Annotated in this window: 10 protein-coding genes; 5 read left to right on the top strand and 5 right to left on the bottom strand. The window is 62.5% G+C overall.

The window, feature by feature from the left end; genetic code table 11:
* Positions 1 to 3 precede the first annotated feature (3 nt).
* Entirely contained in the window at positions 4 to 882 is an 879-nt protein-coding gene (locus I6L37_RS10065; RefSeq protein WP_216993945.1) for an alpha/beta hydrolase, read from the top strand.
* Between the two features lie 111 nt (positions 883 to 993).
* Positions 994 to 2,157 carry a patatin-like phospholipase family protein gene (locus I6L37_RS10060; protein ID WP_216993944.1) on the top strand — a complete coding sequence of 388 codons (1,164 nt, stop codon included), beginning with the start codon at positions 994 to 996 and terminating at the stop codon, positions 2,155 to 2,157.
* Between the two features lie 6 nt (positions 2,158 to 2,163).
* Here the strand turns inward: I6L37_RS10060 and I6L37_RS10055 are convergent, their stop codons facing one another.
* Positions 2,164 to 4,116 (bottom strand): monovalent cation:proton antiporter family protein, encoded by a 1,953-nt coding sequence (locus I6L37_RS10055; RefSeq protein WP_216993943.1) that lies wholly within the window; start codon positions 4,114 to 4,116, stop codon positions 2,164 to 2,166.
* 119 nt (positions 4,117 to 4,235) lie between these two features.
* Here I6L37_RS10055 and I6L37_RS10050 point away from each other — a divergent pair, with 119 nt between their 5' ends.
* The gene (locus I6L37_RS10050; protein WP_216993942.1) at positions 4,236 to 5,138 is read left to right on the top strand and encodes a GGDEF domain-containing protein; all 903 of its coding nucleotides are present in this window, start codon (positions 4,236 to 4,238) and stop codon (positions 5,136 to 5,138) included.
* Positions 5,139 to 5,183: 45 nt separating this feature from the next.
* On the opposite strand, the gene tilS is transcribed toward I6L37_RS10050, so the two are convergent.
* The gene (gene tilS, locus I6L37_RS10045; protein WP_216993941.1) at positions 5,184 to 6,545 is read right to left on the bottom strand and encodes a tRNA lysidine(34) synthetase TilS; all 1,362 of its coding nucleotides are present in this window, start codon (positions 6,543 to 6,545) and stop codon (positions 5,184 to 5,186) included.
* A gap of 166 nt (positions 6,546 to 6,711) precedes the next feature.
* On the opposite strand from tilS, the gene I6L37_RS10040 reads away from it, so the two are divergent.
* Both I6L37_RS10040 and I6L37_RS10035 read left to right on the top strand, forming a co-directional pair.
* A complete protein-coding gene (locus I6L37_RS10040) occupies positions 6,712 to 8,745 on the top strand; it encodes a M13 family metallopeptidase (protein ID WP_216993940.1) in 2,034 nt (677 codons plus the stop codon).
* A gap of 45 nt (positions 8,746 to 8,790) precedes the next feature.
* Positions 8,791 to 9,243 carry a PliI family lysozyme inhibitor of I-type lysozyme gene (locus I6L37_RS10035; protein ID WP_216993939.1) on the top strand — a complete coding sequence of 151 codons (453 nt, stop codon included), beginning with the start codon at positions 8,791 to 8,793 and terminating at the stop codon, positions 9,241 to 9,243.
* Between the two features lie 66 nt (positions 9,244 to 9,309).
* On the opposite strand, the gene pdxY is transcribed toward I6L37_RS10035, so the two are convergent.
* From pdxY to cadB, 3 genes are all read right to left on the bottom strand, one after another.
* The gene (gene pdxY / locus I6L37_RS10030) at positions 9,310 to 10,188 is read right to left on the bottom strand and encodes a pyridoxal kinase PdxY (RefSeq protein WP_042073125.1); all 879 of its coding nucleotides are present in this window, start codon (positions 10,186 to 10,188) and stop codon (positions 9,310 to 9,312) included.
* Between the two features lie 58 nt (positions 10,189 to 10,246).
* Positions 10,247 to 12,388 carry a lysine decarboxylase CadA gene (locus I6L37_RS10025; RefSeq protein WP_026457947.1) on the bottom strand — a complete coding sequence of 714 codons (2,142 nt, stop codon included), beginning with the start codon at positions 12,386 to 12,388 and terminating at the stop codon, positions 10,247 to 10,249.
* A gap of 78 nt (positions 12,389 to 12,466) precedes the next feature.
* Positions 12,467 to 13,801 carry a cadaverine/lysine antiporter gene (gene cadB, locus I6L37_RS10020; protein WP_042027882.1) on the bottom strand — a complete coding sequence of 445 codons (1,335 nt, stop codon included), beginning with the start codon at positions 13,799 to 13,801 and terminating at the stop codon, positions 12,467 to 12,469.
* Between the last annotated feature and the right edge of the window lie 650 nt (positions 13,802 to 14,451).

Raw genomic sequence — 14,451 nt, 5'->3', positions numbered from 1 at the left:
ATCATGAGCAGCAAGATCTACTTCAACACCCGCCGCTTCAACCCGAGCAAATGGTTGCTGGGGATCGGCACCCGTCTGCACCACAGGATCGCTCCCGCCCACGCCAAGCGCACCGCCAGCAAGCTGCTGCTCACCCCCCAGCGCAGCCAGCGGGACGAGACGCCCCCGGCCGGGCTGGTCAAACAGGCCGTGCATACCAGCGAAGGCGTCTTGATGAGCTACCGCCTCGGCCAGGGGCCGGTCTGGCTGCTGATGCACGGCTGGTCCGGTAGCGCCAGCCAGTTTTATCCGCTGATGAGCCATATCGCCGCCCAGGGCTTTACGGCGATTGCCTACGATCATCCGGCCCACGGCCACAGCGCTGGCCAGACCGGTCACCTGCCCCGTTTCGTGCGCGCCTTTGACGAACTGGCCGCCAGCGTGGCCGACGAGCTGGGCCCCATCGCCGGCATCATAGCCCACAGCATGGGAAGCGCCGTCACCCTCTCCAGCCGCCAACCGGCCATGGATACACTGCCGCTGCTGCTCATCTCGCCGGTGCTTGACTATGTGCCCCAGCTCTACGGCATGGTGGCCCGCTCCGGCTATTCCATCCGGCTGTTCGATGCGGTGGTCAAGGAAATCGAGCAGGAGTACCAACACCCCTTGAGCACGGTCGATCCCCTGGGCCGGCTCGCCAGCCGCCACGGCCCCGCCATGATAGTGCATGATGAGGAGGACAGATTTGCCCCCCACGACGATTCGCTTCGCGCCAGCCAGGAGGGCCACACCCGATTGGTGAGCACCCGGGGACTCGGCCACGGGCGCATCCTCGCCAGCGCCCCTGTCTTTGCCGCCTTCGACCAGCTGGCAAGGCCCGAGCATCCTCATCGCGACTTGTAAGCAAGGGGCGAAAAAAAACGCGTCAGCGCCCTTTTTTATATTTGATACAGCGCTTTATAGTTAACTTGTCAGTGGGAAAAACGGCATGGATAACGATAAGGCGCACCCCCTATGGCCAGACCCAACACCGCATTGTTGCTCACCGGAGGCGGCGCCCGGGCCGCCTATCAGGTCGGCGCCCTCAAGGCGATTGCGGAGCTCTATCCCCGCAATCTCGGCATCCCGTTTCCCATCCTGTGCGGCACTTCGGCGGGGGCCCTCAATGTCACCGCGCTGGCCTGTTACGCCTCCTGCTTTCATCTTGGGGTGCGCAAGCTGGAGTGGGTCTGGCGCCGCTTCGAGACCCACCATATCTTCGACTTTCATCCCGGCCGTCTGCTGTGGCGCCTGATGTATGAAGGGTCAGCGGGGCTCATCACCCCCAACACCAACCATGCCTTTCACCTGTTCGACAATGCCCCGCTGCACCGCCTGCTGGATCAGCTCATCGACTATCACCGCATCGACGACAACATCCTCTACGGCAGCCTGGAGGCGCTGGCCATCACTGCCTCCGACTATGACGACGGCCTCTCCACCACCTTCTTCCAGGGGCGCAACGAGCACCATCCCTGGGAACGGGCCAGACGGCGCGGAGTGCGTACCCTGCTCACTTCGGATCACCTGCTGGCCTCCGCGGCGCTGCCCTTTGTCTTTCCGGCGACCCAGATAGAGGGCAAGTTTTACGGCGATGGTTCCATCCATCAGTTAAGCCCTCTCAGCCCGGCGATCCATCTGGGGGCGGAGCGGATCCTGCTCATCACCCTGGATCCGCCGACTCGCACGGCGCCCACCCAGCACCATGGTCACCTGACCAGCTCCAACATCGCCAGCCACCTGCTCGATACCGTGTTCACCGACACCCTCAACTCGGATCTGGAGCGGCTGTGGCGCATCAACCAGACCCTGGATCTCATCCCCGAGCGCGAGCGCCGACGCCTCAAGCTCAAGCGGGTGGAGACCTGCGTGCTGAAACCGAGTCAGGATCTTGACGAGATGGCGCTTCCCTACTTGCGCAAGTTGCCGCTGCATCTGCGCCGCCTGTTGCGGGTTCTGGGAGTGAAGGGGGACGAAACCAGCAGTCTGGCCAGTTTCCTGATGTTCTATCCGGGCTACTGCCAGCAGCTCATCAAGCTGGGCTATCAGGACACCCTGAAAGAGCGGGCGCGGGTGATCGAATTTCTCAATCTGGAGGCGCTGCTCAGAGACGAGACCATGCTGGAACCCCAGTTGTAACTGGGTTCAGTGCCCTTCCAGCAGTCGCTGCTCGGCCTGCTCCATGGCCACCGCGGTGCCAAACAGGATCAGCCGGTCGCCGGCGGCGAGCCGCAGCTCGGCCCTGGGTTCCAGGGTCTGATCGCCGCGCTGCACCTCCTTGATCCTCACCTCCCCCAGCGGCAGCTCCTGCACTTCGCGTCCCACCGCCCAGGCCTGATCGTGCAGCAGCAGCGGATGGAGCCGTTCGAGCAGCTGATCGGCCTCCATGTTGCTGGCACTTTGATCCCCCCAGTAGAAGCCGTGCAGGAAGCGATACTGGCTGCTGCGCTCGTGCTCCATGCGCCGGATCACCCGCCCCAGTGGGATGTCGCAGTTGACCAGCAGATGGGATACCAGCATCAGGGCCCCCTCCTGGGATTCGGGGATCACCTCGAACGCCCCCGCCTGTTTCAGCTGCTCGAGAAAGCTGTCATCCCGGGTACGCACCAGCACCTTGAGATCCCCGGCCAGCTCGCGGATCAACGCCAGCATGGCTTCGACCCGCTTGCGATCGTCGAAGGTGATGATTACCAGCCGGGCCCGCAGCAGGCCGGCAGCCAGCAGGATATCGCGCCGGCTGGCATCGCCGAAGGCCACCTGTTCCCCCGCCAGTTTTGCTTCGCTCACCCGCTCGGGATCGAGATCCAGCGCCAGAAAGGGGATCTCTTCGAGCTTCAGAAAGCGGGCGCAGGTCTGCCCGGCACGGCCGAAGCCGGCGATGATCACGTGCTGGGTTTTGCTAAGGCCCGACTGAGCTACCTCGGAGCGAGTCAGCAGGGCGGGATCGGTCAGACTGCGGGCCAGGGAGTGAGCCTGGATCACCAGCCAGGGGGTCATGGCGATGGAGATGATCCCCATGCCGATCAGCAGCGACACCAGTTCCCTGGCCAGCAATCCATGGTGGCTGGCCAGCGCCAGCAGCACGAAACCGAATTCGCCGACCTGGCTCAGCATGATGCCCGCCGCCAAGGCGTCGCGCTTGCGCTCCCCCATCAGACGACCGGCCAGCAGCACCAGCAGGGCTTTGCACAACACCAGTCCCAGCACGCAGAGCAGTACCAGCCACCAGTTTCTGGCCACCAGCTCCCAGTTCATGGCCATGCCGATGGTGATAAAAAAAAGCCCCATCAGCACGTCGCGAAACGGCTTGATGTCCACCTCCAGCTGGTGGCGATAGTGGGACTCCCCCAGCATCATGCCCGCCAGAAAGGCCCCCAGCGCCATCGACAAGCCCAGCGAATAGGTCATGGCGGCAGCCAGCAGGGCCACCAGCAGGGCGCTCAGCACGAACAGCTCGTCGGAGCGGGCTCGCGCCACCTCATGAAACAAAAGCGGCAGCAACCACTTGCCGACTGCCAGCAAGCTAAACAGGGCGAACAGCCCCTTGAGGGTGGCCCAGGCGATCTCCGCCAGCAGGGCGCTGCCCTGCACCTCGGGCCGGGCTAGAATGGGGATCATCACCAAGAGCGGCACCACCGCCAGGTCCTGAAACAACAGCACGCTCACCCCGAGCTGGGCACGGCGGGTATGGAGCTGTTTTTGCTCCCCCAGCTGCTTGATCACCACGGCGGTCGAGGAGAGCGCCAGGGTGCCGGAAACCACCAGCGCCTGGGGCAGGCTAAGCCCCCACCAGCGGGCAAGCCAGAAAAACAGCAGGGAGGTGAGCAGCACCTGCAACCCGCCCACCCCCAGCACCAGCCGGCGCATCGCCAGCAATTTGGGCAAGGAGAACTCCAGCCCCAGGGAAAACATCAAAAAGACGATGCCGAGCTCTGCGATGGTCTGCATGGTGGACTGGCCGGTCACCATGGCAAGTCCGTGCGGGCCGAGCAGTACCCCGGCGATCAGGTAGGCGAGGATCACCGGCAACCCGAGGCGCCGGAAAATCGCCACCAGCAAGACGGCGGCAAACAGCAGGATCAGCAGATCTGTATACAAATTTTCCTCTCCTTTTATCAACTTAAGTCTAGTCAGCCGGGCCGGGAGGCAGGAAAGATATATTGGGCATGCCAATTGCAGGGAAGGGGGAGTAGTCAGGTGTTTACAGGTGGAAAACCATGGAAAATACGTCGTCACTCAATGGTTTTGCCCATAGCCTCGAGCTGTGGGTGCACCAGAGCGAGCGGGTCGTGCCGTTACATAGCGTCGAGCGTAACCAGTTGCTGGAACAGTTGCTGGGGCAGCAGGATCTCGACGCTCTGCTGACAACCTTTGCCGCCCAGGCGGCAAAAATTGTCAGGATCCACAGCCTCTACTTCGAGCACGAGCAGCCCCGCTCCCTGATCCAGCATCCGCCCCTGGCGACCCTGACACCGCACAACCACTCCTTCGAGCTGCGCGGCCAGCATGGCCAGCTGCTCGGCCAGCTGCACTACGAGCTGGATCTGCCCATGAGCAGCCACCAGCAACGGCGGCTGCTGCAGTGCCATCAGTTGCTGAGCCTGCTGCTGCCGCTCTATCTGCGGCTTGAAAAGCTCGATCAGCTGGTGCGACTCGATCACCTGACCGGCCTTGGCAACCGCTCCTACTTCGATGAGGCCATCGGCCGCGCCATCGAGCAGCATGGCCGCGAGCCCCACGGGTTGGTGCTGGTGTTGCTGGATCTGGATCGCTTCAAGCAGATCAACGACACCTGGGGTCATCCGGTGGGGGATCTGGTGCTGAGCCGCTTCGCCCTGCTGCTCAAGGGGTGTATCCGCAGCACGGATCAGGCCTTCCGGCTCGGGGGGGACGAGTTTGCGCTGCTGCTGCAACCGGCCGAACCCGAGGCATGGCGTCCGGTCTGGCTGCGTCTGCAGCACATGCTGATGACCAGCAAGGAACTCTCAGCCTTCTCGGTTGGCTGCAGCCTGGGGGCCGCGACCTGGCAATCCGGGGTCGACGTGCAGAGCCTCTACGAGGCGGCCGACAACCACCTCTATGCCCGCAAGAGAGCAGGCAAGACAGAGCCCGGCGAATAGACAATCTGACGGCCCCGCCATGGCAACAGGATGGGGGGCCGCGATTCAATCCAGATCGCCTGATTCCGGCATGACGGGGGCAAGCCGGGCCGTCTGCCACTCACATCTCAGCCCCTCCTCCTGCGCCAGAAAACCGTCACAGACAAAGAACCCCACCACGGCCGCCACCTGATCGCCATAGTAGAGGATGGGAATGCGCCCCCGCTGCCAGGAGGGCACGCCATACTCCTGCAGCAGTTTTTTCAGACGGCGACTGCCGGCGCGCCCTACTGGTTTGAGCATGGTGCCGGGCACCACCTGAAAGCGCACCGAAAGCGGTTCGTCCCCCCGGGGCAACCGCAGCAATCCCTCCCCGCCGGTTTGCCGGCGCAGCAGGAGCGAGCCCAGTCCGTCAGGCAGTGAAATCACCTCTCCCGTGGTCAATGGCAGCACCTGCTGGCAGGGCTGCAGGTCGGGGGCGACTAGATAGAGGCGATCCTGGAAGCGGCGACAGCTCTGCTTGCCCCAGTTGAGCTGCGGGTTGGCATCCCCGCGGGCCAGTGCCACCTCCTGCCAGAGCCGGTTGAGCTGTTCGCGAGAGGGCATCTCACCCCCCTGGCGACGGATCCAGTAGCGCAGCAGATTGTTGCGCCGCGCAAGCGAGAGGGACTGCAGGGCCGCGATATGGAGCGCCTCCCCCTCGCCCGCCAGATGCCAGTCCTGTTCGGCCAGCTCCTCCAGCAGTGCTTCTTGCTCCGCGCAGATCGCCATGGTGCGGCTCGCGGTCTGGGCCATGGCGGGCCAGCGCGCCTTGAGCCGGGGAATCAGCTCCTGGCGCAAAAAGTTGCGATCGTAGCTCACATCCCGGTTGCTCTCATCCTCCACCCAACCATAAGGCAGGGTGGCGGCCACCTCGGCCAGCTCACTACGGCTGATATCAAGCAAGGGGCGCAGCAACTGCCCCCCGGCAAAAGGCTGGCGTGGCAGGATCCCGGCCAGGCCACGTAGCCCGGCGCCCCGTTTCAAGGCCAGCAACAGGGTCTCCAGCTGATCGTCCTGATGATGGGCGGTGAGCAGCCACTCCCCCTCCCCCATATGCGCGGTCAGACACCGGTAGCGCGCCTCCCGGGCCTGTGCCTCCAGGCTCTCGCCATTGCCGCGCACCAGCTGCACTCGCTCCACCATGAGGGTTACCGCCAATTGCTGACAGACGGTTTTGCAGTGGGCAACCCACTCATCGGCGTGGGGGCTCAGACCATGGTGAACGTGGAGGGCGCGCAGGCCAAGGCCGTGCTCGCGGGCGAACTGCGCCGCCAGCACCAGCAGCACGGTGGAGTCGAGCCCGCCGCTGAACGCCACCAGCAGACGGGTGGAACCTTCCGGCACAGGCAGGGTCTGACAAAAGCGAGAATAAAGATGAGAAATCATAGGCTTCCCCGAAACGAACCGGCCGATCTTAACAGAGTCAGGCTTATCAAGCTGCAGCCCGACTGCTAGAGTGAGCCGCATCCCAGTACCCAAGATGGTACCGAAAGTGGTACCAGGATGCCCCCGTTGCAAGGGAAGCAAACAACCGGAATTGGAATCAAACAGCATGAACAACAAGAAAAGCATACTGGCCGGCCTCATTGGACTGGCCCTGCTGGCCGGCTGCAGTCAGGCACCGCAAGGCGACCCCAAACACTCGGGACTGGCGCTAGCCAACATGGACACCACCGTCAGCCCGGGCGACGACTTCTTTCGCTACGTAAACGGCAAATGGCTCGCCAGCGCCAAGATCCCCGACGATCGCCCCGCCGATGGCGCCTTCTACATGCTGAGGGACAAATCCCTCGCAGACGTGCGGGTGCTGGTCGAGGGGCTGGCCAACCAGAGCGCCGCCAACGGCACGCCTACCCAGCAGATACGCGATCTCTACGCCAGCTATCTGGATCAGGCGGGCCGTGATGCCAAGGGGCTGTCACCACTCGCTCCCGCCCTCGCCCAGATCGATCAGATCCACGACCAACGGGATCTGGCCCGCGCCTTTGCCGAGGCGAGCAAACTCGGGGGCGGCGCCCCGTTCGGGATCGGGATCGGCCCCGACGCCAAGGCGCCGGATCGCTACGCTGTCTACCTCTATCAAGGGGGCCTGGGACTGCCGGATCGGGATTATTACCTCAAGACGGATGCCGACAGTCAGGCCCTGCGCCAAAAATATGAGCGCCACATCGTCAGCATGCTGACCCGGCTCGGTGAGTCCGACCCGAGCGGCAAGGCCAGACGCATTCTCGCCCTCGAGACCCGGCTCGCAGCTATCCAGTGGGACAACGTCACCCTGCGGGATCGGGAGAAGAACTACAACAAGCGCCCAGCCAGCGAGCTGGCCCGCCTCGCTCCCGCCATCGACTGGCAGGCCTATCTCGATGGCGCCGGCATCGCCGCCCAGCCCGAGCTCATCATCGGCCAGCCGAGCTACCTGAGCGCGCTGGACAAGGTGATGGCCCAGACTTCCATCGCCGACTGGCAGGCCTACCTCAAGTGGCAGCTGCTGACCGACTACGCCCCTTACCTCGACGGCGAGACGGATCGCGCCAACTTCGCCTTCTACGGCACCATCTTAAGCGGTACACCCAAGCAGCGCGCCAGCTGGGAGCGGGCACTGGGGGTGCTCAATGAGCACCTGGGCGAGGCCGTCGGCCAGCTCTACGTGGCCCGCTACTTCCCGCCAGAGGCCAAGGCCCGGATGGAGCAACTGGTGGAAAACCTGCGCACCGCCTACGGCCAGAGCATCGAAGAACTCGACTGGATGTCGCCAGAGACCAAGGCGCAAGCCCTCGAGAAGCTGGCCAAGTTCAGACCCAAGATTGGCTATCCGGACAAGTGGAAAGACTACAGCGGTATCGTCATCAAGCCGGACGATCTGGTGGGCAACCTGCAGCGGGCCCAGGCATTTGAATACGCCGACGATCTCGCCCGCCTCGGCAAGTCGGTCGATCGGGACGAGTGGCACATGTCGCCCCAGACGGTGAACGCCTACTACAACTCGAGCAACAACGAGATCGTCTTCCCGGCGGCCATACTGCAACCCCCCTTCTTCGACATGACGGCGGACGATGCGGTCAACTATGGCGCCATCGGCGGAGTGATCGGCCACGAGATGGGCCACGGTTTCGATGATCAGGGGGCCAAATCCGACGGCGACGGCATGATGCGCGACTGGTGGACACCGCAGGATCTCAAGGAGTTCCGCTTCCGCACCAGCCGGCTGGTGGCCCAGTACAACCGCTTCGAGCCCATCAAAGGACAGTTCGTCAACGGCCAGTTCACCCTGGGCGAGAACATCGGCGATCTCGGTGGCCTCACCATCGCCCACAAAGCCTACGAGCTATCGCTCGATGGCAAGGAGGCACCGGTACTGGACGGCTTCACCGGCGAGCAACGCTTCTTCCTCGGCTGGGCCCAGGTGTGGAAGGGGATGTACCGCCCCGAGCTGATGCAGATGCTGCTGCGCTCCGATCCCCACTCCCCGCCCGAATACAGGGTCAACGGCGTGGTACCGAACATTCCCGCCTTCTACGAGGCATTCAACATCCAGCCGGGTGACAAGCTCTATCTGCCGCCCGAGAAACGGGTGAAGATCTGGTAAACACCACCAACGGGGGCGCCCCACCGTCCCCGTAAGGAGTCAACGATGAAAAACAGGATGATGGCGCTGGGGCTGCTCGCCCTGCCTCTTTTCGCCCTGCCCATGGTCGCACAAGGGGCGGAAGGGGCCTCCCGCCAGCTGACCCTTCCCTCCGGCCAGATCCTCATGGTTAGCGAGGGTCGCGGCGAGCCTGCCTCCATCGGCAGCTATGACGTGCGCCTCTACACCGGGGCCAATCCCCAGTTTCCCCTCGACCAGTTTGTCGAGGGCAAGGTATTGCCCCGGGAGGGCAGCATCAAGGAGTTGAAACTGCTGGATCTCAACGGTGACAAGCAGCCCGAGCTGGTGGTCATCATGGAGAGTGCCGGCAGCGGCAGCTACCTGAGCGGCGATGCCTTCACCATAGGCCCCCAGGGGGAACTCGAACTGTTTCACCAGATAAGGGATCTGCCCCCGGGCGAGGACATCATCAAGGCGCTCAAGAGCCCGCAAGACTGACCACAGCCCAAACCGGCACGCAATAAAAAGCCCTGATCATCAGGGCTTTTTGCTATCTGGCGCCAATCAGGCGGCACAGGTCAGGGCAAGCCGGGTCGCCCGGATGCGCACATGGGGCTGCGCCATCTCGTGCTGGGCCGCCACCAGTTGCAGCTCATAGGCATTGACCAGCCAGGTCTGGGCCAGCACCGCATCCACGCTGGCGTTGGTCCGCTCGAACGCCACCACCGGCTCGTATCCGGCCAGCAGATTGGCCAGCATGGTGGCACTTAGCAGATCTCCCACCCCGATGGGCTGGCGAGCAAACGGATAGAGGGGGCGCGAGATATGAAAGGCCCCCTCGTCGCACACCAGCAGCATTTCGAAGCGATCGTGGCCAAATCCGGCCCGCCCCAGATGCTTGACCAGCACCAGCCTGGCCCCCCGCGCCCGCAGCTGCTGGCAGGCCGCCACCGCCTCGGGCACGTTGTGGATCTCGCGGCCGGTGAGCCGCTCCAGCTCCAGCAGGTTGGGGGCCAGCATGTCGGCGCAGGCCAGCGCCCGATCCTTGAAGAACTCGGCGACGCCGGGGGCGACGATACACCCCTTGTCGGGGTGGCCCATCACGGGATCGCAAAAATAGAGGGCGCGCGGATTGCACGCCTTGAGCCTGGCCACCGCCGCCAGTATCTCCTCCCCCTGAGCGGCAGAGCCGAGATACCCGCTGAGCAGCGCATCGCACTGCCCCAGCACGCCGATGTCGGTGAGGCCCGCCATCAGCTGACCGATGTGGCCCGCCGGCATCACCATCCCCTGCCACCCCTGGCTGTACTGGGTGTGATTGGAGAACTGCACCGTGTTGACGGGCCACACTTCCACCCCCAGACGGCGCATGGGGAAAACGGCGGCGCTGTTGCCGGCACAGCCAAAGACCACGTGGGATTGAATGGAGATCACTCGCTTCATGATTGGCGACTCACACAAGAAAACCGAAGGAAAAAACGGGCCTCGCGGCCCGTTGTGATTAGTCTGCCTGGCGCAGCACCTTGACGGTGTAGCTGCCATCGGCCTGGCGATAGAGGCCGTGGATGTCGGTCTCGAAACCCGGATAGTGGGCACCGATCTCGCACAGCATCTCGAGGAACTCGAGCACCGGCAGGGAGTCGGTGGTCACCATCTCGCCCGGCAGTACCAGGGGCACTCCCGGCGGGTAGGGCAGGATCATGTTGGCACTGATGCGGTCAACCATGTCACGCAGGGGCACTTCTTCCACGTTGCCGGCCAGCTCCTGCTGCCAGGCGGCGTGCGGGGTCATCTTCATCTCCGGCAGCACGTCGAACGCCTTGAACATCAGCTCCGGCAGACGGTACTTGCGGGTCAGATCGTGGATGCGCTGGGCCAAATCCTGGATGCGCATACCTTCATAGAAGGCCGGATCTTCACGATAGAGGCTCGGCAGAATGCTCTTGATGGTGAGGTTCAGATCATAGCCGCGCTTGAACTCGGTCAGGGCGCGCAGCAGCTGCATCGCCTTGGACTTGTCGATACCGATGGAGAAGAGGAACAGCATGTTGTAGGGGCCGGTCTTCTCGACCACGATGCCGCGTTCGTCCAGGAACTTGGAGACCAGGGAGGCCGGGATACCGCTCTCCAGCAGCTGGCCATCGCGGCCCATGCCCGGAGTGAGCAGGGTCACCTTGATGGGATCCAGGTACATGTGCTCGTCGTCGATATCCTTGAAGCCGTGCCAGTCATCTTTCGGATCCAGCTTCCAGCACTCCACGGTGTCGATGTTGTCCGGCTGCCACACGTCGAAGAACCAGCCTTCGCTCTCGGTACGCAGGCGCTTGATCTCTTTACGGAAAGAGATGGCGCGATCGATGGAGTCCTTGATCAGCCGCTTGCCGGTGTTGCCACGCATCATGGCCGCAGAGATCTCGGTGGACGCGACGATGCCGTACTGCGGCGAGGTGGAGGTGTGCATCATGAAGGCTTCGTTGAAGGTCTCTTCCTCCACGTCGCCCTTGATGTGGATCATCGAAGCCTGGGAGAAGGCCGCCAGCAGCTTGTGGGTAGACTGGGTCTCGTAGAACACCTTGCCCGGGATGGCGTCGCCGCTCATGCCGCACTTGCCCTCATAAATCGGGCTGAAGTTGGTGTAGGGCACCCAGGCGCTGTCGAAGTGGATGAAGGGGGTATCCAGCGCCTCCTTGATGAAGCCGGTGTTGTAGAGCAGGCCGTCATAGGTGGAGTTGGTCACCACGGCGTAACGCGGGGCCTGGGCACCCGGAGTCGCGGCCACCTTGGCGGCAATGGTCTCGCGGCGGAACTCGCTCTGCGGGATGCCACCGAGGATGCCGTAGGCGTTGCGGGTCGGACGGAAATAGATCGGGGTCACGTCGTTCATCATCATCAGGTGAGTGAGCGACTTGTGGCAGTTGCGATCCACCAGCACTGTGCTGCCCGCCGGTGCGGAGTACATGCCGACAATCTTGTTGGCGGTGGAGGTGCCGTTGGTGACTATGTAGGAACGATCGGCGTTGAAGGTGCGCGCAATGTACTCTTCGGCATCCTTGTGGGGGCCGGAGTGATCCAGCAGGGAGCCGAGCTCCGGCATGGAGATGGAGACGTCCGCCTTGAAGGCGTTGGGGCCGTAGAAGTCATAGAAGAGGCTGCCGGCCGGGCTCATCTGGAAGGCGGTACCGCCCATGTGACCCGGAGTACAGAAGGTGTACTTGCCCTCTTCCACATACTTGAACAGCGCCTTGGTGAACGGCGGCAGGATGGCGTCCTGATAGTCCTGGGTGGCCTGGTTCATCTTGAGGGCGATGTCGTCGGCCATGCCGAGACGGTACTCGAAGAAGTGCACGTTCAGGCGCAGATCGGTCAGATGGATATCCAGAGTGGACTGATCGTTGGCGAAGGCGAAGATCGGCAGCTTCTCGTTGCGATCGTGGATCTCCTTGCACAGACCCAGGGAATATTTGTCCCAGTCGAAGATGGCGCCGCAGACGCGGGGGTTCTTCTCGATAAGCTTGAGCAGATCGGCCACATCGACCGGATAGACGACCTCGAAACCCTTGCGCTCGAGGGAGGCTTGCAGCTGGCGGATGGGTTCTTCTTTAAAGAAAACGCCCAGGTGGTTGAGGATGGCAATGATATTCATCGTAATGCTCCACACGTAAGGGGGCGCTCTCCATCAGGGATGGTGAGTGAAGAGCGCACGGAAGATGAAAAGGGAGAATTAGTGGCTGGTCTGCTCTTTGAGCAGGGCGTCATGCTGACGCAGCCCCTGTTTTTTGGCGTAGAACATCAGGATGATGAGCGACACCACGAAGGTAGCGGTGAGGTTTGACCCCTTGGCACCCATCAGGGCCACCAGACAGAAGACACAGGCGACACCGGAGAAGATCATGGCGCCAACGCTGCGGGAGGTCATGCCCTCGAAACGGATCAGGTTAATGCTGGAGTAGAAGTAGGGCAGCATGGTCAGCAGCACAGCATCCGTGGTCAGCACGTTGAACAGGTCGGCCGCGTGGGCGGACTGAGAGGTGAAGGCGGTCAGACCGATCATCAGGGCAGTCATCTTGAGGGAAGCCAGGATCAGCCCCTTCTTGGCCACGCCGTTCTTGTCCACTTCGCCATAGACTTTCGGGAAGTTGCCGTCATGGGCGGCGCGCTTGCCCGCCTCGCCCACCAGCATCATCCAGGAACCCAAAGAGGTGAAGCAGGCCAAGGCGGTGAAGGCGGAGACAAACGGGGCGGACCAGCTGCCGAAGATGGCGGAAGAGGCCATGGCAAACGGAGCGCCGGAGGCGGCCACTTCATCGGCCGGGAACATGCCGCCGATCACCTGGGTGGAGAGGATGTAGATGACACCCGCGATGCCGGTACCCAGCATGGTGGCAAGCGGTACGGTGCGCTTGGGATTTTTCACCATGCCGGAGGAAACGGCAGCGGACTCCACCCCCACGAAGGACCAGAGGCAGATCAGCACGGCGCTGATGACCGCATGGATATCGCTGCTCCCTGTGGTGTTCCAGTTCTGGCTGTAGAGGGCGCTGTCAAAATGGCTCCAGCCGATCAGGGCAGTGCCCACCACCGGCAGCAGAATCAGCACCAGACCCAGGGTACAGAGCCGACTCACCCAGCTACCGCCAAGCAGGTTGACGAAGGTGAAGATCCACACCGCAGCGATGGTGGCCACGGCGGCCGGGATCGGGCTGTTCAGGATGGGGAAGAAGACGGAGAGGTAGGAGACGCCGGTGATGGCGATGGCCAGGTTGCCAATCCAGTTGGCGTGGTAATAGAGCACGCCAGTCTGGAAACCGAACACCGGGGAGATCTCGCCGGCGTAGGCGATGGGGCCCCCTTCCTGCGGGTTCTTGGTGGCGAGGCGGGCAAACACAAAGGCCAGGCCCATGGCGCCAACCAGACAGATGGCCCAACTGAAAATCGAGATGGAGCCAATAGTGGCCAGGGCAGAGGGCAGCAGGGCGATGCCGCTCCCCATCATGTTGCCGGCCACCACGCCTGTACAGGCGATAAGGCCGATCTTCTTGCTCGTATCTAGGGACATAAGATCTCCGGTGCTATAAAAAGTCGGGTCGTCACAGACATATCTGACGGCGTCACCCGCCAGGGAATGGCCACAGACTAGGCTCCCGGTCACCGGAAAACATAAAGTCCCGCTAAGAGATAAAAATATGAGTGAAGTTTTTTTCGCCTTCTTTCCCGTGGATATAAAATTGTTTAAAAACATAAACTTAATTGATTCATCAAGCTCCACCTTGATAAAACCTTGATACCGGCAGCGCCTCTTGATGGGCCTTGATAATCCCCTTATCAAGCCGCCTTGATATTTTTCTCATCCCCTTGATAAGTACAAAGGGCCGATGGCATTCCCCTGCCCTCCCCATCGCCAGTCGGCAACCGGATACGGCTTCGCAGCGATCGACAAAATCGCAGCCGGATGACACTCATCTCCACCAAGACGACAACCGCAAGCGTGAAAGGTGGTGCGCCGGACAAGCCATCCCAAGGCACAAAAACGGACCCCCTTCCCAAAGAGGCACAAAGGCAGAAGAAAGCGCGCAGTCGCTCAGGGTAGAGAGGCTGCAACGGGACAAGAGTGGCAAGTCGCAACCCGACCGGGCTGCGTCATGGCAAGAAGAAAGGGAGCAAAAGAAAGAAGGGACAAGGGCAAGCTAACACACCATCTGGTCTGCG

It is taken from the genome of Aeromonas sp. FDAARGOS 1407 (genome assembly GCF_019048725.1).
Lineage (GTDB): Bacteria > Pseudomonadota > Gammaproteobacteria > Enterobacterales > Aeromonadaceae > Aeromonas > Aeromonas enteropelogenes.
The sequence above is the reverse complement of the archived record's forward strand: the minus strand, read 5'-3'. Positions and strand labels throughout refer to the sequence as shown.